Raw genomic sequence first — 18,395 nt, forward strand, 5'->3', positions numbered from 1 at the left:
GTCGGTTCCCGTGCCTTTTCATTGACCTCAGCCTACACTGCCCAGAAGTGTCAATCAAGGTTTACATTTGTTGCTTTACTCTGTCTAACATGTGTGACAGACTTTTTCAGAAGTCTTAGGATGGAATCGACCATGCAGACGGTCACACTCAGCTTGTTCCGGTTTGACAGCCCGCTCTCGCGCCTTTGGGTGCTGGGGCAAATGGGGGCTGCGCGGCTGGTTTTGCCGCGTGTGCCGGGTCTGGCATTCTGGAAGCTGTGTGGCTCCGGCACGGGCGAAGGGTTCACGCCACGCCCCAATTGGGGTGTCTGGGCAATTCTGTCAGCTTGGGAAGATATGGGGGCCGCGCGCGCAGGGCTTGCGATGAACCCTTACGCCAAGTGGCAAGCGCGTGCAGATGAACAATACACACTCTACATGGAGCCTGCATCCGTTCGGGGCCATTGGGGCGGGCAGCGTCCCTTCCAACCCGCAGGAGAGGTGACAGGTCCAGTCGCGGCGATGACCCGCGCCACCGTCAAACCCGCGCGCGCCTTGCGCTTTTGGGGTCGGGTGCCGGATATCTCGGCCAAGGTGGGGTCTGACCCGAACGTGATGTTCAAGATCGGCATCGGAGAGGTGCCGCTGTTGCATCAGGTCACGTTTTCTGTCTGGCCCGATATCGCCAGCATGGCCGCTTTCGCGCGCCGTGGCCCACATGCAGAGGCCATCCGTGCTGTCCGCGATGAGGGTTGGTTCAACGAAGAACTTTACGCCCGGTTCCGGCTGATCGGCACGGCGGGCACATGGCAGGGACATGACCCCCTTGCGCAGACCATTCAACAGGAGGCCGCATGACGCCTTTTCCCTTTGCCGCCATCGTCGGCCAGGATGAGATGAAAACCGCGATGGTGCTGACTGCCATTGACCCGAAAATCGGCGGTGTGCTGGTGTTTGGCGACCGTGGCACCGGCAAATCCACCGCTGTGCGGGCCTTGGCCGCGCTTTTGCCGCCGATCCGCGCGGTTGCGGGCTGCCCTTGCAATTCTGCCACGCCAGAGGATTGCCCCGATTGGGCGCAGGTCACTGACACGTCCATGGTCGACCGCCCCACGCCGGTCGTGGACCTGCCGCTGGGCGTATCAGAGGACCGCGTGACGGGCGCTCTCGACATCGAACGCGCGCTGACCCGTGGCGAAAAGGCGTTCGAGGCCGGGTTGTTGGCGCGCGCCAATCGCGGCTACCTTTATATTGACGAGGTCAACCTGCTGGAGGACCACATCGTCGATCTGCTGCTCGACGTGGCGCAATCGGGCGAGAACGTGGTCGAACGCGAAGGGCTGTCCATCCGTCACCCCGCGCGCTTTGTGCTGGTCGGGTCCGGCAACCCCGAAGAAGGCGAGTTGCGCCCGCAGCTTCTGGACCGGTTCGGTTTGTCAGTGGAGGTGAAAAGCCCCAACGACATCGACACGCGGATCGAAGTTATCCGCCGCCGCGACGCTTATGAAAACGATCACGCCACCTTCATGGACCAGTGGCAGCCTGAAGATGCCGCCTTGCGCGACCGCATCCTGACTGCGCGCGCTGCTTTGCCCGAATTGAAAACCAGCAATGTCGTGCTGCATGACGTGGCCTCGGTCTGTCTTGCACTTGGCTCTGACGGGTTGCGCGGTGAACTGACGCTTCTGCGCGCCGCCCGCGCGCTTGCCGCCTATGAGGGCGCGCCCGATGTGACCCGCGACCATATCCGCGCCGCAGCCCCCATGGCGCTGCGTCATCGCTTGCGCCGCGACCCGCTTGATGATGCAGGGTCGACCGCGCGTGTTGCCCGGCAATTGGCCGAAGTGCTGCCATGACCTTTGGCGTCATCTTGCCAAAAATACTCCGGGGGGTGCAGGGGGGCAGCGCCCCCCGCATGTCGCCCTGCATATGACACCCTTCGACGACACCAGCGGGTCGCACCGACCGCCGCCCCCTCCTGACCCTTGGGCGCAGGTGGGTCTTGCGCTAAACCTGCTGGCGATTGACCCCAAGGGCTTGCGTGGGCTGTGGCTGCGCGGGCGTGCCGGGCCGGTGCGCGACTGCGTGCTGGGCGCGCTGGCGCCCTTGGCCCCGCGCAAGCTGCATCCCTTCATGCCAGAGGATGCGCTGTCGGGCGGGCTGGACCTGTCGGCCACGCTGGCGCTGAACAGTTTGCAACGCCATGTGGGGCTGTTGTCCCGCGACGGGTTTCTGACGCTCACGATGGCAGAGCGATGCCCGGCAGGGCTTGCGGTGCGGCTGGGGCAGGCGCTCGATGCGCGGCCCGGTCTGGCGCTGATCGCGCTTGATGAGGCCGCTGAGGACGGCGAGGGGCTGCCGCAACCTCTTGCGGATCGTTTGGCGCTGTTCTTGGATATTGACGGGTTTGGATGGTCAGATAGCGCCGATCTACAGCTTGACGCGCCGCGCATTGCCGCCGCGAAAGCGCGGCTTGCCGCGATCCCCCTTAGCCCCGATGCGTTGGAACAATTAACCCGCGTGGCGCATGGCCTTGCCATTGACAGCCTGCGCGCGCCCTGGTTGGCGTTGATGGCCGCGCGCGCGCATGCTGCGTGGCGCGGCGGGCAAGCGCTGGCAGAAGGTGACTTGCGCGTGGGGGTGGAGCTTGTGCTGGCGCAACGCGCGCGCGCGCTTCCGCATGATGCGCCGCCCGACGAAACGCCGCCCCCGCCGGAGCCACCCGAAAACGACCCCGAGGAGGGGCGCGACCGTGACAGCACGGAACCGCAAATCCCGGATGATCTGCTGATTGATGCGGCTTTTGCCGCGCTGCCGCCCGGCCTGCTGGCGCGGTTGCAAGCGGCGAAAGCCGCGCGCGCAGCCGCAGGCAATAGCGGCGCGGGGGCGGTGCGCAAATCCATCTCGCGGGGCCGGCCCATTCCGTCACGCCCCGGCAAGCCGGGGTCCGGTGCGCGTGTCGATGTGATCGCCACCCTCCGCCAAGCAGCACCTTGGCAACCCATGCGCCGCGCCGCGCGGCCCGATGCGCCCGACGGGCGCTTGTTGTTGATGCCGGATGATATCCGCATCAAACGCTACCGCGACCGCACTGACCGGGTGCTGATCTTCGTGGTCGATGCTTCCGGCTCTGCCGCAGTTGCCCGTCTGGCCGAAGCCAAGGGCGCGGTCGAGATCATGCTGGCCGAAGCCTATTCCGCCCGCGATCATGTGGCACTGGTGACCTTTCGCGGCGACACGGCAGAACTGGCGCTGCCGCCCACGCGATCCTTGGTGCAGGCCAAGCGGCGGCTGGCGGGCTTGCCCGGTGGCGGGGCGACCCCCTTGGCGGGCGCAATGCAGGTTGCATTCGACGCTGCGCTTCAGGCGCGCGGGCGCGGCATGTCGCCGACGCTGGCTTTTCTGACCGACGGGCGCGGCAATATCGCGCTGGATGGCACCGCCAACCGCGCGCAGGCCGGAGAGGACGCGATGACGCTGGCCCGCGCGATCGCGGCCCGCGCGATCCCGGCGCTGGTTATCGACACCAGCCTGCGCCCCAAGCCGCAATTGTCAGAGTTGGCCGCGACGATGAATGCCACGCGGATCGTGTTGCCCCGCGCCGATGCGCGCGCGATGGCCGCGACGCTTGGCGCGGCTTTGGGAAGTTAGGCGATGATGAACGAGCTTCCTGCCGACTGGCCCTTACGCGAACGCTCCCGGATGATCCGGTGTCGGCCGCATGTCTGGCATGTGCAGACCGTGGGGCAGGGGCCGGATGTGTTGCTGTTGCACGGGGCTGCGGCGTCCGGGCACAGCTTTCATCGGCTATTACCCTATTTGCCGGGCTATCGGCTTATCCTGCCCGACCTGCCCGGTCAGGGCTATACGCGGGCGGGCGGGCATATGCGGCTGGGATTGGATGCCATGGCCGATGATCTGGGCAGTTTATGCGAGGATCAGGATTGGCGGCCCGTGGCCATTATCGGGCATTCGGCGGGTGCGGCGGTGGCGTTGCGCATGGCCGAAATCATGCCGCGCCCGCCCCGCGCCGTGGTGGGGATAAATGCCGCGCTTGGTCCGTTTGACGGTTTTGCGGGCTGGCTGTTCCCCAAGCTGGCGCGGGCCATGGCGACCGGGCCTTTTGCCGCGGCGGTGGTTACGAAACTGTCCTCGTCGCGTCCGCAAGTGGCGCGGTTGCTCGCGGGTATGGGCTCGCCGCTCGACGCCGAGGGGGTCGACATGTATCGCAGGCTTGTCAGCCGCACCCGTCACATCGAAGGCACGCTTGGCATGATGGCGCAGTGGCAGTTGGAACCGCTATTGGAGCGATTGCCACAAATCGCGGTGCAGACACTGCTGATGACGGCGGCAGGCGACAAGGCGGTTCCAACGCGCGTCTCTGCCGAGGCCGCAGCCCGAATGCCGCGCGCCACGCATCTGGCGCTACCGCATTGGGGGCATCTGGTGCATGAAGAGGCGCCCGAAGCGGTGGCGCCCCATATTGTGCAATTCCTGCATGACAATCAGGACGCGGTCAGCGCGGTCAAGGCGCGGCGGCCGAGTTAGAATATCCCGTTCGCGCGCTGCAATGCGCGAATATAGGCTACGATTTTCGCCACGTCTTCATCCGTGATCTGCGGCTGTGCGGGCATGTTTCCGAAAGACCAATGATGCGCGCGCACGCCCATGCGGGCGGCAACGTAGAAAGACCCGTCGCCATGGTGGCTGGGTTCGTAGATGATATGCACCAAGGGCGGGCCGACGCCGTCCTTGCCGGCTGCATTTTCCCCGTGACAGGTTGCGCAGTTTTGCGCAAAGAGCGCTGCGCCCTTTTGTTCCGGCGCGCTCAGCTCTGGCACCGTCACATCGACCATGACGCTTTGCGCCTGCTGTCCGCTCATGGCCCAGAACCCTGCACCGACCAGAATAGCAAGGCCCAGTATGCCCAGTTTCAGTTTCATGCACTCAGCCGCCATTCCCGCGCGCCGCTGGCCCAAGCGCGGGCGGCTTGACCGAATGCCTCGAACAAGGGGCGCGACACCGGGTCGTCGCCCGCGCGCCATTCCGGGTGCCATTGCACCGACAGGGTAAAGCCCGGCGCGCCGTCCACATACATCGCTTCGGGTGTGCCATCAGGCGCGTGCCCGTCGATCACAATGCGCGCGCCTGCACGTTTTACCCCTTGGCCGTGCAGCGTGTTGGTCATCACCTCTGGCGCGCCCATCAGACGGTGGAACACGCCGCCTTGGGTAAAGCGCACGATATGGCGCAGGGCGAATTTTTCTTCCAGCGTGCCATCGGGGGGCATGCGGTGGTTCATGCGGCCCGGCAGATCGCGGATTTCGGGATAAAGCGTGCCGCCCATAGCGACATTGACCTCTTGAAACCCACGGCAGACCCCAAGAAACGGTTGCCCGCGTTCCACGCAAGCGCGCACCAGCGGCAGGGTGATCGCATCGCGGGCGCGGTCGAATGCACCATGGGCGGGGGTCTCATCCTCGCCATATTCCTCCGGGTGGACATTGGGGCGGCCGCCCGTCAGCAAGAAACCGTCACAGACCTCCAGCAACTCCTCTACCGACACCAAAGCCGGGTCAGCGGGCACCAGAAGCGGAATGCCGTCCGATACCTGCGCCACGGCTTCGGAATTCATCGCCCCGCCCGCATGCGCCGGGTATTCGTCGTTGATAAGATGAGAATTGCCGATTATGCCGATGACGGGCCTGCGCATGTCAAATCCTTCTGCCTGTACACCCAACCTAACAAATCGCGCGGAAAGGTCGAGAGGCTGCGCAAGAGCCTGCCTGATTATGCGCCGCTGTGCCCTGCCTTTGGGCGCACAACTGCTTGTCCGGCAAGCGCCATGGCGGGTTGGCCGGGGGATATTCCCGCAGCACGGTCCAGCCCAATGCGCATTGGCCCGCCATAGGCGCTGCGAAGATACCCCAGCAGGCCAAAATCCAGCGGTCTGGACTATGCGCCGTGGTCAGGCCGCGCCATTTGTCATGGCGGGCAGATCCACCGGGGCAGGGCCGGACGCGGCCAGCCGCCCGCCCGCGCGCACCATCTCGGTGCGGGTGGCGCGGCCCGTGGCATCGTCTGTTTCGACATAGAGCCCGCAGAGCGTGGGAACGCCCATGGCCGGCTCGAACCGGGCGCGTGCCATGCCGGTGATGAAGCGCCGCATGGGTTCGTCTTTCTTCATGCCGATTACCGAATCGTAATCGCCGCACATGCCCGCGTCCGACTGGTAGGCGGTGCCGCCGGGCAGGATCTGCGCATCGCTGGTGGGAATATGGGTATGGGTGCCCACGACCACGCTGGCGCGCGCGTCGCACCAATGGCCCATTGCGGTTTTCTCGGATGTGGCTTCGCAGTGGATGTCGATCAGGCTGGCCTGCACTCTGCCACCGGGTGGGTGCGCTCGCAGCACGGGCTCTACCGCTGAAAACGGATCGGAATAGGGCTGTTTCATAAACACTTGGCCCAGTGCCTGCGCCACCAGAACACGCCGCCCGCGCCCGTCGGTGAACACATGCGCACCATGGCCCGGCGCGCCCGATTTCGCGATATTCAGGGGCCGGATAATGCGCGGTTCCTGCGCGCAGAACTCGCGCATGGCGCGTTGGTCGAAAGCATGATCGCCCAGCGTCAGGCAATCTGCGCCCGCCGCCAGAAGCGCTTTGGCATGATCCGGTGACAGGCCCGCGCCGCCGGTTGCGTTCTCGCCATTGACCACAACGAAATCCAGCGCCCAAGCCTTGCGCAGCACCGGCAACCAGCCGGTGATCGCGTTGCGGCCCGCGCGGCCCATCACATCGCCAAGAAAAAGCAGTTTCATGTCGCAAGGCTTAGGGCTGATCTGGGCGCAGGGCAAGAGCGAAGCCGTGCCCGGGTGGCCCGTGGCCTGTGTTTGGATCGCTCAACTGCGCGGTGGTTCCACGCGGGCGGGTTGCGTTATTCCGCAAAGACCCGAAGCTTCACAAGCTGGGTCAGAGGGGCATCGAGCGCCCGAAATGCCGCCAGTGATAGTTGGCTGCCCGCGCTTGGGGCCGCGCCAGAGGGACGCAGTTCCACGCGGATCGTGCCGTTGCCATCGGCGCGCGCGACCCGGCCTTGCTGCACGCGTGTGACCAGCCCCGTGCGCAGCCATAGTCCCGGTTCCGTCGGGCTGCCAAGGTTAGCCAGCGTTTCGCCCAGCCCTGCAACGCTTTGGCCTGCACTTGAGTTGGCAGCGAGGTCCGAAGAGCCCTCTGTATCGGCACCCCGGTCGGGGCGCGCTTGCGGGCGCGGGGTCTCAGAATCGGGACGCGCCACCACAATGTCGGCTGTGCCCGGTGTGTTCGGGTTCCACCTGTCCAACGGCGCCAGCGCGCAGCCCGCCAGAATACCGATCCCACAAAAAAGCATGATGCTAGATTTCATGCTGGGTAGGTTAATACCTATGCTGTCGCGCGGCAATCACATATCCTCTTGTCGGTGGCCGGGGCAGTGGCTACCTTGCCGGTATGACAGCCCCCTTGATCGACCCTTTCGCCCGCCCGATTTCTTATCTGCGCGTCTCTGTTACGGACCGCTGCGATTTTCGCTGCGTCTATTGCATGTCGGAAAACATGACCTTCTTGCCCAAGAAGGAACTTCTGACGCTGGAAGAACTGGATCGCATGTGTTCGACCTTCATTCGGTTGGGGGTGGAAAAGCTGCGCATTACCGGGGGCGAACCCTTGGTGCGCAAGGGGATCATGACGTTCTTTCAGAACATGCGCCGCCACTTGGACAGTGGCGCTTTGAAAGAGCTGACGCTGACCACCAATGGCAGCCAGTTGCGCAAATTCGCGGGTGAATTGGCCGAATGCGGGGTGCGGCGTATCAATGTGTCGCTGGACACGCTGGATGACCAGAAATTCGCCGATGTCACGCGCTGGGGCAAGCTGGCCCAAGTGCTGGACGGGATTGACGCCGCACAAGCAGCGGGCCTGCGGGTCAAGCTGAACGCGGTGGCGCTGAAAGGCTTCAACGAGGACGAACTTTTTACGCTGACCGAATTCTGCGCCGCGCGCGACATGGACCTGACCTGGATAGAGGTCATGCCGATGGGCGATCTGGGCAATGAGGACCGGCTGGACCAGTATTGGCCGCTCTCGGACCTGCGCAAGCGGTTGGCGGAACGCTACACGCTGACCGACCTGGCAGAGCGTTCTGGTGGCCCGGCGCGCTATGTGCGGCTGGAGGAGACGGGGCAGAAAATTGGCTTCATCACGCCGCTGACGCATAATTTCTGCGAAAGCTGCAACCGCGTTCGGCTGACCTGCACAGGGGAGCTTTACATGTGCCTTGGCCAAGAGGATATGGCCGATCTGCGCGCGCCATTGCGGTCGTCGGACAGTGACGCACCGTTGGAAGGTGCCATCCGCGCCGCAATCGGGCGCAAACCCAAGGGCCATGATTTCGACTATTCGCGCCAGGCCGTGGACGGACAGATGACCCGCCACATGAGCCATACGGGCGGTTAAAGTCGGAACTCTCTTGGGCGTGCCGCCTCAGCCAGAGCGTCTGTGGCGTTTCGGATTGCAAAATAGGTCAGGCAAGACAGCTTTGCAGCCGAGAGATAACATCAGACATGCTGATGTTTTGGCGTGCCACGTAATCTGCGTTCGGAATGAAATGCACAGCCTGCCTGAACCCCTTGGCGCGCGCAATCGTGACATAATTTTGGTTCATCCGGGCCTCTGTGCCAAATGGCTCGGGCACGAAGAGATCTACTTGCAACCCATCGGCGTCTTTCAGAAGAATCAAGCTGTGAAGGGCAGAGCCAATAGGTCCAGCGATTCTTTCGGAGCGTGCAAGAACCTCCAGTTGTTTGGGAACGGAGAGCGTTTCTGGCGCGATGATCGTCCAACCCTCGGCGCGCAATGTGTCTTCAAACTCTGACATTCCGGGAACGGGGCGCCGCGTTTGGTTTCGGCGAGATAGCCAAGTCTTTTTGCCGCGTTCTGGACGCCAGGGCACCTTTGCGAGAAAGCTCTGCTGTGCTTGAGTGAACTCATGCTGAATAACGTAGCCGCTTGGCGCGATCATAAGCCTGGAAACGCTGCACGGTTCAGTCACCAAAATATGTGGGCCTTTGACGCCAAGTAAATCGAGCAACTGAGACTGCCAGATTTGGAAGCCCTGCTGCGCAACATCGCAGCGTGCGGACCAGACGACCGGATAATCGGGAAAGTCATCCCGGCAATAAAGTCGGCCTAAGCTTTCAAGCAGGAAATGACCATATCGGTGGTCCAGCATTCCAGCAAAAAAGCCCTTTTCAATGGCGTGTTTTGTGTCTGCCGCCAGTGCGGGACGCTGGGCTTCGTAGCGGTTTCCGGTCTGATCCAGGCGCGTCAGGTTTGCTGATGTCAAGAACTGTCCGTCACGCGTCTGAACGCCCGTGCTCATATTTTCGGGCGCCCAGTCGATGAGTTTTGTCGGGTGAACGATTGCATCCGATATGCATTCGATCCCCAAGCTCGAAGTTGCTGGCATTTTTCACTCTGCTACGGTGTGCGTCTTGCCATTGACCAAAGCGTAAAAGCCGCGCTACTGCAATCTGCATATCCATGCACACCATATTCCAGAACCAGCGGTTTCTGCCGCTTTGACCGCTGGAAATTGCAAATGCCTAGGGGAAAGTTGGTATCGAAATGTCATTCACGGTTGCAATAGATGGCCCCGCCGCAGCTGGCAAAGGCACGATCAGCCGCGCCATTGCGCGCGAGTTCGGGTTTGCGCATCTGGATACCGGGTTGCTGTATCGGGCCGTCGGCATGAAGGGCGGCGATCCGATTATTGCGGCGCGGAACCTGTCCTCGGATGATCTGGCGCGCGATGGGTTGCGCAGCTTGGCAGCGGGCGAGGCCGCAAGCCGTGTTGCCGTGCTGCCAGAGGTGCGCGCGGCGCTGGTGGCGTTTCAGCGCGATTTCGCGCAGCGCGCGGGCGGTGCGGTTCTGGATGGGCGCGATATCGGCACGATCATCTGCCCCGAGGCCGAGGTGAAACTGTTTGTCACCGCCAGTGCCGAAACCCGTGCCCGCCGCCGCTGGCTGGAAGCGGGAGAGCAAGGCGGCTACGAAGAGGTTTTGGCGCAGGTCCGCGCCCGTGATGCGCGCGATATTGGCCGGGCCGACGCACCTTTGCTGGCCGCGCCGGACGCGATCTTGCTCGACACGACAGAAATGACCGTGGCACAGGCTATTGAGGCCGCAAAAGAGGTCATTGCCGAACGCTTGGAGACGCGCGCGTGATGTGGCGGTTTGTTGTTTGCCTGCTGGTTTTCGCGGCCCCGGCGTCTGCGCAAGAGATCATCACCGGGGCACGTTATGTCACCCCAAGCGCTGAATATGGCCATGGGGCATTGCCCGATGGCGAATTCGCCGGGCTGGAGGTGACGACAGCACAAGGCAGCTATCGCGTGCGGCTGGAAGGTCAGGTTTTTGAGGATACCGCGCCGCGCCTTGCTGATCTGGATGGCGATGGCGCGCCAGAGGTGGTGACGGTTGTTTCGATCTTCGACCAAGGCGCGCAGGTCATGGTCTGGGGATTGCGCGACGGGGCGTTGGCGCCCTTGGTCTGGAATACCCCCATCGGCACCCGCCACCGCTGGTTGGCGATTGCGGGTATTGCCGATCTGGACGGCGACGGGCGCATGGAAATCGCCTATGTCGACCGCCCGCATCTGGCGCGGGTGTTGCGGGTGATCCGTGTCTGGCGAGCGGGTGAGTCTTGGCGGGTTGAACCTGTAGCCAGTGCCGATGGACACACCAACCATCGCTACGGCGCGCCCAACATTGAAGGCGGCGTGTTCGACTGCGGTCAAGGGCTGGAAATCGTGACGGCCGACCGCGAGTGGCGGCGCGTGCTGGCGACACGCTTGGTGGCCGGGCGTTTGCAAACCCGCGACATTGGGGCCTATACCGGCCCCGATAGCCTGCGCTGTTAGCATGCTGTCCTATCAACACGGGTTTCACGCGGGCAATCTGGCCGATGTCCATAAACACGCTTTGCTGGCGTGGTTGCTGGATTACCTGACCGCCAAGGACAAGCCGCTGTCCTATATCGAAACGCATGCCGGGCGCGGGCTGTATGACCTTGGCGCGCCGGAAGCGTTGAAGACCGGCGAAGCGGCGGCGGGCATTTCCTGCGCCGAAAGCCTATTCGCCCTCGACCATCCTTATATGCGTGCGCTGGCCGCGACGCGCGCTGCGCATGGGCCAAATGCCTATCCCGGTTCACCCCTGATTGCCGCGCATTGCTTGCGCGCAGGGTTTGATCGGATCACGCTGGCAGAGCTGCACCCCGCCGAGCATGACGCGCTGGGCCGCGCCATGGCCGGGCAGGGCGCGCGGGTTTATAAACGCGACGGGCTGGACATGGCGCAGGCCATGTGCCCACCCACGCCCCGGCGCGGGGTGCTGATGGTGGACCCGTCCTACGAGGTGAAGGCCGATTACGTTACGCTGCCCCGCGCGCTGGGCCAGATCGCGCGCAAATGGAATGTGGGCGTGCTGGTGCTGTGGTTTCCCATCCTGCGCGATGGCCCGCATGCCAGCCTGACCGCCGCTTTGCGTGCCGAGATGCCCGAAATCGCCTGTTTTGAGGCGCGCTTCAAACCCGCGCGCCCCGGCCACCGGATGATTGGGTCCGGCATGGCAGTGCTGCGCGCGCCCTGGGGCATGGCGGCAGAGGCCGCGCGGATTGCCGAAATGCTGGAAAACCTGTAGTCCACGCTCGCTCGTTGCGCCGAATTCGCGCTCGAACCCTTGCCATAGCGGCTCTGACCCCTTATGGACACGCGCAATCAGGGGGCTTGTCATGCCTTTTGCGCAACTGGAACAGGGTCGGGCCAATGCCCAGACCCGCATTTGTGTTTTTTGTTCCCCGCGCGGCGTGTCGGCACGCCCTTCTGGTGCCAACCCAAGACCGGCGGAGTCAACCGTCTGGCCAGAAACATGAACAAAGGAACCTGATCTGAATGTGCGCTAAAGCAACCATGGAAGACTTCGAGGCAATGCTCAACGAGAGCCTCGAAATGGACACGCCCTCTGAGGGCAGTGTCGTGACCGGCAAGGTCATCGCAATCGAGGCTGGACAAGCCATCATCGACGTCGGCTACAAAATGGAAGGCCGTGTCGATCTGAAAGAATTCGCAAATCCGGGTGAAGCCCCCTCTGTCGCCGTGGGCGATGAGGTCGAGGTCTTCCTGGAGCGCGTCGAAAACTCGCGCGGGGAAGCCGTTGTCAGCCGTGACAAGGCCCGCCGCGAAGCCGCATGGGACAAGCTGGAAAAAGCCTATGCCGACGAAGCCCGCGTCGAAGGCGCGATCTTTGGCCGCGTCAAGGGTGGCTTTACCGTCGATCTGGGCGGTGCCGTGGCGTTCCTGCCCGGCTCTCAGGTCGATGTGCGCCCCGTGCGCGATGCTGGCCCGCTGATGGGTCTGAAGCAGCCTTTCCAGATTTTGAAAATGGACCGTCGCCGCGGCAATATCGTCGTATCGCGCCGCGCCATTCTGGAAGAAAGCCGCGCCGAACAGCGCGCCGAAGTCATCGCCAAACTGGCCGAAGGTCAGACCGTCGATGGTGTGGTCAAGAACATCACCGAATACGGTGCGTTTGTGGACCTTGGCGGCGTCGATGGCCTGCTGCACGTCACCGACATGGCATGGCGCCGGGTCAACCACCCGTCCGAAGTTGTCACCATCGGTGAAACGATCAAGGTGCAGGTCATCAAGATCAACAAGGAAACCCACCGCATTTCGCTTGGTATCAAGCAACTGCAAGCCGATCCGTGGGATTCGGTCGAGCGTGACTACCCGCTGGACAGCGTCCATAAAGGCCGCGTGACCAACATCACCGATTACGGCGCGTTCGTCGAACTGGAAGCCGGTGTCGAAGGTCTTGTTCATGTCTCGGAAATGAGCTGGACCAAGAAGAACGTGCACCCCGGCAAGATCGTCTCCACCTCGCAGGAAGTGGAAGTCATGGTGCTGGAGATCGACAGCGCCAAGCGCCGTGTTTCGCTGGGCCTGAAACAGACTCTGCGCAACCCGTGGGAGCAGTTCGCCGAAAGCTACCCGACCGGCACCCAGATCGAGGGCGAGGTCAAGAACATCACCGAATTCGGTCTGTTCGTGGGTCTGGACGGCGATATCGACGGCATGGTGCACCTGTCCGACCTAAGCTGGGATCAGCGCGGCGAGGATGCCATTCAGGAATACCGCAAGGGCGATATCGTTCAGGCGGTTGTCTCTGAAGTGGATGTCGAGAAAGAGCGGATTTCGCTGTCGATCAAGGCACTGGCCAATGACAACTTCTCGGAAGCTGTCGAAGGCGTGAAGCGTGGTTCGATCGTGACCTGCGAAGTCACCTCGATCGAAGATGGCGGCATCGAGGTCATCTACAACGACATGAAAGCCTTCATCCGCCGCTCGGATCTGGCACGCGACCGGGCTGACCAGCGCCCAGAGCGTTTCCAGGTTGGTGACAAGGTCGATGCGCGTGTCACCTCGGTGGACGCAAAGACCCGCCGCCTTGGCCTGTCGATCAAGGCCCGCGAGATCGCGGAAGAGAAAGAAGCCGTGGAACAGTTCGGATCGTCGGATGCAGGCGCAAGCCTGGGCGACATTCTGGGCGCCGCGCTCAAAGACCGCGACTGATCCTTCGCGGATTGGTTTGGGAAAGAGAAAGGCCGCAGCGAAAGCTGCGGCCTTTTTCGGTTCGATAACCGATACCGGGACAGCAGTCAGCCCAAACTTCCCAACTTTCTGTTTTGCCGCGAATGTCGGGGGTGGTGGCGAACGCAATGTCGGCATCAATCTGATGCAAAGGGCCGGTTCACTTTTTGTGCCTATAGCTCTGCGTGCCTACAGCAACCCGTCAGGCATCTTCTGTTCCGCTGCCGTATTGGCGCGCCGAAAATAGAGGGTGGTGAGCGTCGCGATGATCACAATGAACAGTGAATAAAGGACGGGCACGGCGTTGATCGCCTGCTGCTCGGCGCCCGAAAAGGTGAAGGCGATGATGGCGATGGCCAATGGACCGTTCTGGATCCCCGTCTCTAGGCCCACGGTGCGCGCATTGCGAGGGTGCAGTTTCAGAACCTTTGCGAACAGATAGCCAACCGCAATCCCGATGGCGCCGATCGCGATGGTGGCCACATATGTCGCCCAGTTGGTTTCCAGCAAAAAGCTGAAGTTGCGTGGAATCCAGGACACCACCAAGAACACGATGAAGAAGACACCCAACATGGACCCCATAAACTCGATGACTGCGCCAATGTTGGCATTGAATTTGCGCAGGACCATGCCGATACCCACAGGCACCAGCAGCAGAATCAACGTAATGATGATGTTCTCGCGCGGGATATCCACGTCCAATGCGCCTGCATAAAGGATCAAAACGATAGGGATCATCACCACGCCTGCGACGGTCGATGTCACAGTCATCAATACCGAAAGCGCCAGATTACCCTTTGAAAAATAGGTAAAAATATTGGACGTTGTGCCGCCGGGCATACAGGACATTATCAGGATGCCGATTTTGATCGGGTCCGATACGGGCAGCAACAGCGCCAGTAGAAATCCGATCAATGGCATAAACCCGTATTGCGACACCACGCCAATAATCAGCCCGTAAGGGCGTTTAAGAGCCAGCATGAAATCGCGCGGTGTAAGGGACGCGCCCATGCCCAGCATGATCACAAAGATCATGAGCGCGAGGATTGCCTGTTCGAGTGGTCCGACCATTTTGAAAATCTACCTGTAATCAGTGACCTTAGGACGCATCGCGCAAGGCGGTTTCTTCGGCGCGCAAATCTTTGCGCAGGATCTTACCGACATTCGATTTCGGCAGATCGGCACGCAATTCGACCGTCTTCGGGACTTTGTACGCGGCAAGATGTTCCTTGCAGAAGGCACGAATGTCCGCCCCGGTCAGCGTCTGATCGCGCAGCACGACAAAGGCCTTCACTGCCTCGCCCGATGTGCCATCGGGCACGCCGATCACCGCCGCCTCAAGGATACCGGGGTGGCGCGCAAGGCAGTCTTCAATCTCATTGGGGTAGACGTTAAAGCCGGATACCAGCACCATGTCTTTCTTACGATCCACAATGGAAAAATAACCGTCCCCGTCCATTACCCCGATGTCGCCCGTCAGCAGCCAGTCACCGCGCATGGTCTTGGCCGTTTCCTCGGGTTTGTTCCAATACCCCTTCATGATCTGCGGCCCACGCGCGGCCAGCTCTCCGGCCTCGCCGCGCGGCACCTCTTTGCCGTCCTGATCCAGACATGACAATTCGGTCGACGGCACAGGGATACCGATGGAATTCGGGCGGGTTTTGCCAAGTGGGTTAAAGGTGATCACAGGCGAGGTTTCCGTCAGCCCATACCCTTCCAACACAGGCTTTCCAGTGACCTCTTTCCAACACTCTGCCACAGAACTTTGCAGCGCCATACCGCCGGCAGAGGCAAATTTGAGGTGTTTTGGGGGGGTGTCCAGAAACCAGGTTTCATTGCTGAGCCCGTTGAACAGCGTATTCACACCGCTCATCCACGTGATCGGATAATTTTCGAATGCGCGTTTGAGGTTGGATAATGGCCGGGGATTGGGGATCAGGACGTTGCGTGCGCCAAGGTAATAGAACCCCAGCAGATTCACGGTGAACGCAAAGATATGATACATCGGCAGGGCCGTCAGCGCGACCTCTCGACCTTTTTCAACGCCATCACTAATCATCTCCATGGTTTGTTCCATGTTTATCATCAGGTTGCCATGGGACAGCATTGCACCCTTCGCGACGCCCGTGGTGCCACCGGTATATTGCAGGCAGGCGATGTCATCGGGCGACAGAACGCTGCTATATCCTTCAACGGTAATGCTCTTGCGCTGGCTTATCTGACGTCCCGCCTCGATCGCCTCGGGCAGCCGGATATGCGGCAAGGTGATCGGGGCCAGCGTGCGGTCCCAGTGTTTTTGCACAAGCCGCACAATGCCGCGTGGAATGGCGGGGAAAAACTCTGCCACTTGAGTGACGATAATATTGGGGATCTGATGCCCCTTGAGGGCTTGGGTCAGCTTGTCGGCAAAAATGTCCACGACAATCAGGGCTTGTGGTTGGGAATCCGCAAACTGATGCGCCATTTCCTCGGCCGTATAAAGCGGGTTGACGTTCACGATGACGCAGCCCGCTTTCAGGACTGCAAAGGCTGCCACTGGAAAAGACAGACCGTTGGGCATCTGTATGGCAACGCGGTCGCCTTGCGTGAGGCCAACGGCTTCACGCAGATAGACTGCAAGGCCGTCGGACATCTCGTCGACTTGCTTGAAGGTAAGGGAGCCGTTTATGCCGTTGGGCAAGCAGGCCGTAAACGCTGTTTTATCACTATACAGGTGCGATACTGCGCGGACCATGTCGCCTATGGTGCGGAACTGTGCGGCCTCTATCCTGGAGCGCATGGACGGGCCGTAATACGCGGTCCACGGACGGTCTGAATGGCTCATAATCCCTCCCAAGATCATCGAGCCGCCCTCAAGGCTCGATAGGACTATACATATGATCTTTTGTGATGCGACTCTGAATCGACGGCAAATTTGCGATGGCAGAAAGACTGGCAGGCCCGAATTTCAGCACCCAGCCCGCCGCCTTGATCTGTCGATCAAGGCGCGCGAGATCGCGGAGGAGAAAGAAGCCGTGGAACAGTTCGGATCGTCGGACGCAGGCGCAAGCCTGGGCGACATCCTGGGCGCCGCGCTCAAGGACCGCGACTGATCCTTCGCGGATCGGTTCGGGAAAGAGAGAGGCCGCAGCGGATGCTGCGGCCTTTTTTGCTAAAGACCCTGCCAGCTACGATTAAGAAAACTCAGATATTGTATTTTTTGGTTCCCATTTTAAGCTTTTAAGCTCGCTCACCATTATCTCTTATATGAACCCATCCAAAAATAGTTTCCGCCAGGCGGTGGGGCTATTTCAGCCCAATGCTCCTCGCCGGCTACTCTCCAAAGCAAAGTTCTCAATGGTGCTCCTGTTACAGCTATCGGCCCTTTCACTGACGTTGGAGAAATAAAAAGTGGTGTGAAAGCGGGAGTTGCGGCGCCTAAAATTCTTGCTATTGGATCCACTTTTTTGGTAGAATATTTTTCTGAATAAGTTACTTGTGTTTTCCTCTCAGATATTCTGGTGATTGTCGCAACTGCATTGCCGCCGATTGTTGGAGTTTTCTCTGAAAAAGCCTGTAGAGTGGCAACTAGAACATCTACAATTCTTAGCGAACTCAAACCTGCCTCGCGAATTTCCCGTATTTGACAGCAAGCTTTCTTCCATAATTCTGGATATTTTATATCCCATCCGCCTGATGCGTTAAGAACATACCCATTTGGAGGCGCCCGCTTTGGCCTTAGCCTCTTATTAAACACGAATTCACCTTGCTTGTTGGTCTTAATGATCAGAAAATCTGGTTTTAGAGACCCCCGGAAAAGTGTAAGTCCAGAGGTAATAATCTCGACGCCATGTTCTCTTAAAATTCTGTTTTTTGATGCTTCATGCATGATTGCTCTCACAATCGCGTTCCGCACTTGATTTGGTGATTGTAACAGCGAGATTTGTTCTTGTCTCTGGGTTGATAGCACAACTCTTGGATCCAAGCGCCTACGCAAAATCTTTGACGCAAGCCAAAAGTCGGTTTGAATGCCTTTGATTTCAGCAAGTCCAGTGAATGAAATATGTAAGAATCCAGATCGCGTCGTGCAAAAAATTGACTTGTTAAATAGTTCGCTGTGGACTCTATATTGTGATGTTACTCTCCTATCACTTACAGAAATAACTGTATCGTGGTCTATGTAGTCAAAAATAATTGTCAAGAAAGGTAATCCTTATCGATTACTACAGCGACCTTTGCGTTTTTGAATGCGGTGCTGACCGCTTGTCACGCCGCCTTCGTCGCGGCTTCGCTTGACAAGATCTCGATGAATTTCGCAGGCTCGTCATTAGCGCGCAATTTCTCGCAGATCGCGGGGTTGCGCAGGGTGCGCGACACAAATGCCAGTGCTTTCAGGTGGTTCACCCCGGCATCGCGCGGGGCAAACAGCGCGAAGACCAGATCGACCGGGCTTTTGTCGACCGACCCGTAATCGAGCGGGCGGTCCAGTTTCAGGAACACACCCAGCACCCGGTCCACCCCGTCCAGTCGGGCATGCGGCAGGGCCACGCCGTGGCCCACACCGGTTGGCCCAAGGCTCTCGCGTTCCTGCAAGGCTTCGACCACGGCGCTGCCAGACAGGCCGTAAACCGATTGCGCCATATCGCCCAATGTCTGGAACAGGCGTTTCTTGCTGGTCGCCGATCCGATGACACGTAGGGCATCTGCATCCAGAAGCTCTGACATCTGCATAGGCTGTCTCCGATCG

Annotated in this window: 19 protein-coding genes; 10 read left to right on the top strand and 9 right to left on the bottom strand. The window is 60.7% G+C overall.

All coding sequences use genetic code 11. The annotated features are described in order from the left end of the window. Nucleotides 1-132: 132 nt before the first annotated feature. From crtA to bchO, 4 genes are all read left to right on the top strand, one after another. Complete coding sequence (gene crtA, locus M3N55_RS00530; RefSeq protein WP_249055369.1) at nt 133-837, top strand: spheroidene monooxygenase; 705 nt, start codon at nt 133-135, stop codon at nt 835-837. Continuing rightward, nucleotides 834-1,835 (top strand): magnesium chelatase ATPase subunit I, encoded by a 1,002-nt coding sequence (gene bchI / locus M3N55_RS00535; protein ID WP_249055371.1) that lies wholly within the window; start codon nt 834-836, stop codon nt 1,833-1,835. The genes crtA and bchI overlap by 4 nt, the downstream gene beginning before the upstream one ends. 73 nt (nt 1,836-1,908) lie before the next feature. Continuing rightward, on the top strand, nt 1,909-3,630 hold the full coding sequence (locus M3N55_RS00540; protein WP_249055372.1) for a magnesium chelatase subunit D: 1,722 nt from the start codon (nt 1,909-1,911) through the stop codon (nt 3,628-3,630). Between the two features lie 3 nt (nt 3,631-3,633). Continuing rightward, nucleotides 3,634-4,527 (top strand): alpha/beta fold hydrolase BchO, encoded by an 894-nt coding sequence (gene bchO / locus M3N55_RS00545; RefSeq protein WP_249055374.1) that lies wholly within the window; start codon nt 3,634-3,636, stop codon nt 4,525-4,527. On the opposite strand, the gene M3N55_RS00550 is transcribed toward bchO, so the two are convergent. From M3N55_RS00550 to M3N55_RS00565, 4 genes are all read right to left on the bottom strand, one after another. Beyond that, complete coding sequence (locus M3N55_RS00550) at nt 4,524-4,922, bottom strand: c-type cytochrome (RefSeq protein WP_249055376.1); 399 nt, start codon at nt 4,920-4,922, stop codon at nt 4,524-4,526. The genes bchO and M3N55_RS00550 overlap by 4 nt on opposite strands. Continuing rightward, nucleotides 4,919-5,692 (bottom strand): gamma-glutamyl-gamma-aminobutyrate hydrolase family protein, encoded by a 774-nt coding sequence (locus tag M3N55_RS00555; protein WP_249055377.1) that lies wholly within the window; start codon nt 5,690-5,692, stop codon nt 4,919-4,921. The genes M3N55_RS00550 and M3N55_RS00555 overlap by 4 nt, the downstream gene beginning before the upstream one ends. A 255-nt stretch (nt 5,693-5,947) precedes the next feature. Continuing rightward, nucleotides 5,948-6,802 carry a TIGR00282 family metallophosphoesterase gene (locus M3N55_RS00560; protein WP_249055378.1) on the bottom strand — a complete coding sequence of 285 codons (855 nt, stop codon included), beginning with the start codon at nt 6,800-6,802 and terminating at the stop codon, nt 5,948-5,950. A gap of 116 nt (nt 6,803-6,918) precedes the next feature. After that, the gene (locus M3N55_RS00565) at nt 6,919-7,371 is read right to left on the bottom strand and encodes a D-galactarate dehydratase (protein WP_249055380.1); all 453 of its coding nucleotides are present in this window, start codon (nt 7,369-7,371) and stop codon (nt 6,919-6,921) included. A 98-nt stretch (nt 7,372-7,469) separates the two neighbouring features. On the opposite strand from M3N55_RS00565, the gene moaA reads away from it, so the two are divergent. After that, nucleotides 7,470-8,474: a GTP 3',8-cyclase MoaA gene (moaA, locus tag M3N55_RS00570; RefSeq protein ID WP_249055381.1), complete on the top strand. Its 1,005-nt coding sequence runs from the start codon at nt 7,470-7,472 to the stop codon at nt 8,472-8,474. A 67-nt stretch (nt 8,475-8,541) separates the two neighbouring features. On the opposite strand, the gene M3N55_RS00575 is transcribed toward moaA, so the two are convergent. Further along, complete coding sequence (locus tag M3N55_RS00575) at nt 8,542-9,486, bottom strand: glycosyltransferase 61 family protein (protein ID WP_249055383.1); 945 nt, start codon at nt 9,484-9,486, stop codon at nt 8,542-8,544. 158 nt (nt 9,487-9,644) lie between these two features. Between M3N55_RS00575 and M3N55_RS00580 the strand changes: the two genes are divergently transcribed. The 4 genes from M3N55_RS00580 to rpsA all read left to right on the top strand — a co-directional run bounded on the left by M3N55_RS00580 (nt 9,645) and on the right by rpsA (nt 13,651). Then, nucleotides 9,645-10,244 carry a (d)CMP kinase gene (locus M3N55_RS00580; RefSeq protein WP_249055385.1) on the top strand — a complete coding sequence of 200 codons (600 nt, stop codon included), beginning with the start codon at nt 9,645-9,647 and terminating at the stop codon, nt 10,242-10,244. Then, complete coding sequence (locus tag M3N55_RS00585; protein WP_249055387.1) at nt 10,244-10,939, top strand: FG-GAP repeat domain-containing protein; 696 nt, start codon at nt 10,244-10,246, stop codon at nt 10,937-10,939. The genes M3N55_RS00580 and M3N55_RS00585 overlap by 1 nt, the downstream gene beginning before the upstream one ends. 1 nt (nt 10,940) lies before the next feature. Then, entirely contained in the window at nt 10,941-11,720 is a 780-nt protein-coding gene (gene rlmJ / locus M3N55_RS00590; RefSeq protein WP_249055391.1) for a 23S rRNA (adenine(2030)-N(6))-methyltransferase RlmJ, read from the top strand. A 251-nt stretch (nt 11,721-11,971) separates the two neighbouring features. After that, nucleotides 11,972-13,651 carry a 30S ribosomal protein S1 gene (gene rpsA / locus M3N55_RS00595; RefSeq protein ID WP_249055393.1) on the top strand — a complete coding sequence of 560 codons (1,680 nt, stop codon included), beginning with the start codon at nt 11,972-11,974 and terminating at the stop codon, nt 13,649-13,651. A gap of 207 nt (nt 13,652-13,858) precedes the next feature. Here rpsA and M3N55_RS00600 read toward each other — a convergent pair whose 3' ends face one another. Both M3N55_RS00600 and M3N55_RS00605 read right to left on the bottom strand, forming a co-directional pair. Further along, the gene (locus tag M3N55_RS00600; RefSeq protein ID WP_249055394.1) at nt 13,859-14,740 is read right to left on the bottom strand and encodes a bile acid:sodium symporter family protein; all 882 of its coding nucleotides are present in this window, start codon (nt 14,738-14,740) and stop codon (nt 13,859-13,861) included. A gap of 28 nt (nt 14,741-14,768) precedes the next feature. Then, nucleotides 14,769-16,493, bottom strand: a complete 1,725-nt coding sequence (locus M3N55_RS00605; RefSeq protein WP_249055396.1) for an AMP-binding protein — start codon at nt 16,491-16,493, stop codon at nt 14,769-14,771. A gap of 52 nt (nt 16,494-16,545) precedes the next feature. Between M3N55_RS00605 and M3N55_RS00610 the strand changes: the two genes are divergently transcribed. Further along, nucleotides 16,546-16,761 (top strand): hypothetical protein, encoded by a 216-nt coding sequence (locus tag M3N55_RS00610; RefSeq protein WP_249055919.1) that lies wholly within the window; start codon nt 16,546-16,548, stop codon nt 16,759-16,761. Nucleotides 16,762-16,904: 143 nt separating this feature from the next. Here the strand turns inward: M3N55_RS00610 and M3N55_RS00615 are convergent, their stop codons facing one another. Further along, a complete protein-coding gene (locus M3N55_RS00615) occupies nt 16,905-17,849 on the bottom strand; it encodes a hypothetical protein (protein ID WP_249055398.1) in 945 nt (314 codons plus the stop codon). A 65-nt stretch (nt 17,850-17,914) separates the two neighbouring features. Then, a complete protein-coding gene (locus tag M3N55_RS00620) occupies nt 17,915-18,379 on the bottom strand; it encodes a PTS sugar transporter subunit IIA (protein ID WP_249055400.1) in 465 nt (154 codons plus the stop codon). Nucleotides 18,380-18,395 lie beyond the last annotated feature (16 nt).

Source organism: Roseinatronobacter domitianus, from assembly GCF_023336755.1.
In the GTDB taxonomy this organism is placed as follows: Bacteria; Pseudomonadota; Alphaproteobacteria; order Rhodobacterales; family Rhodobacteraceae; genus Roseinatronobacter; species Roseinatronobacter domitianus.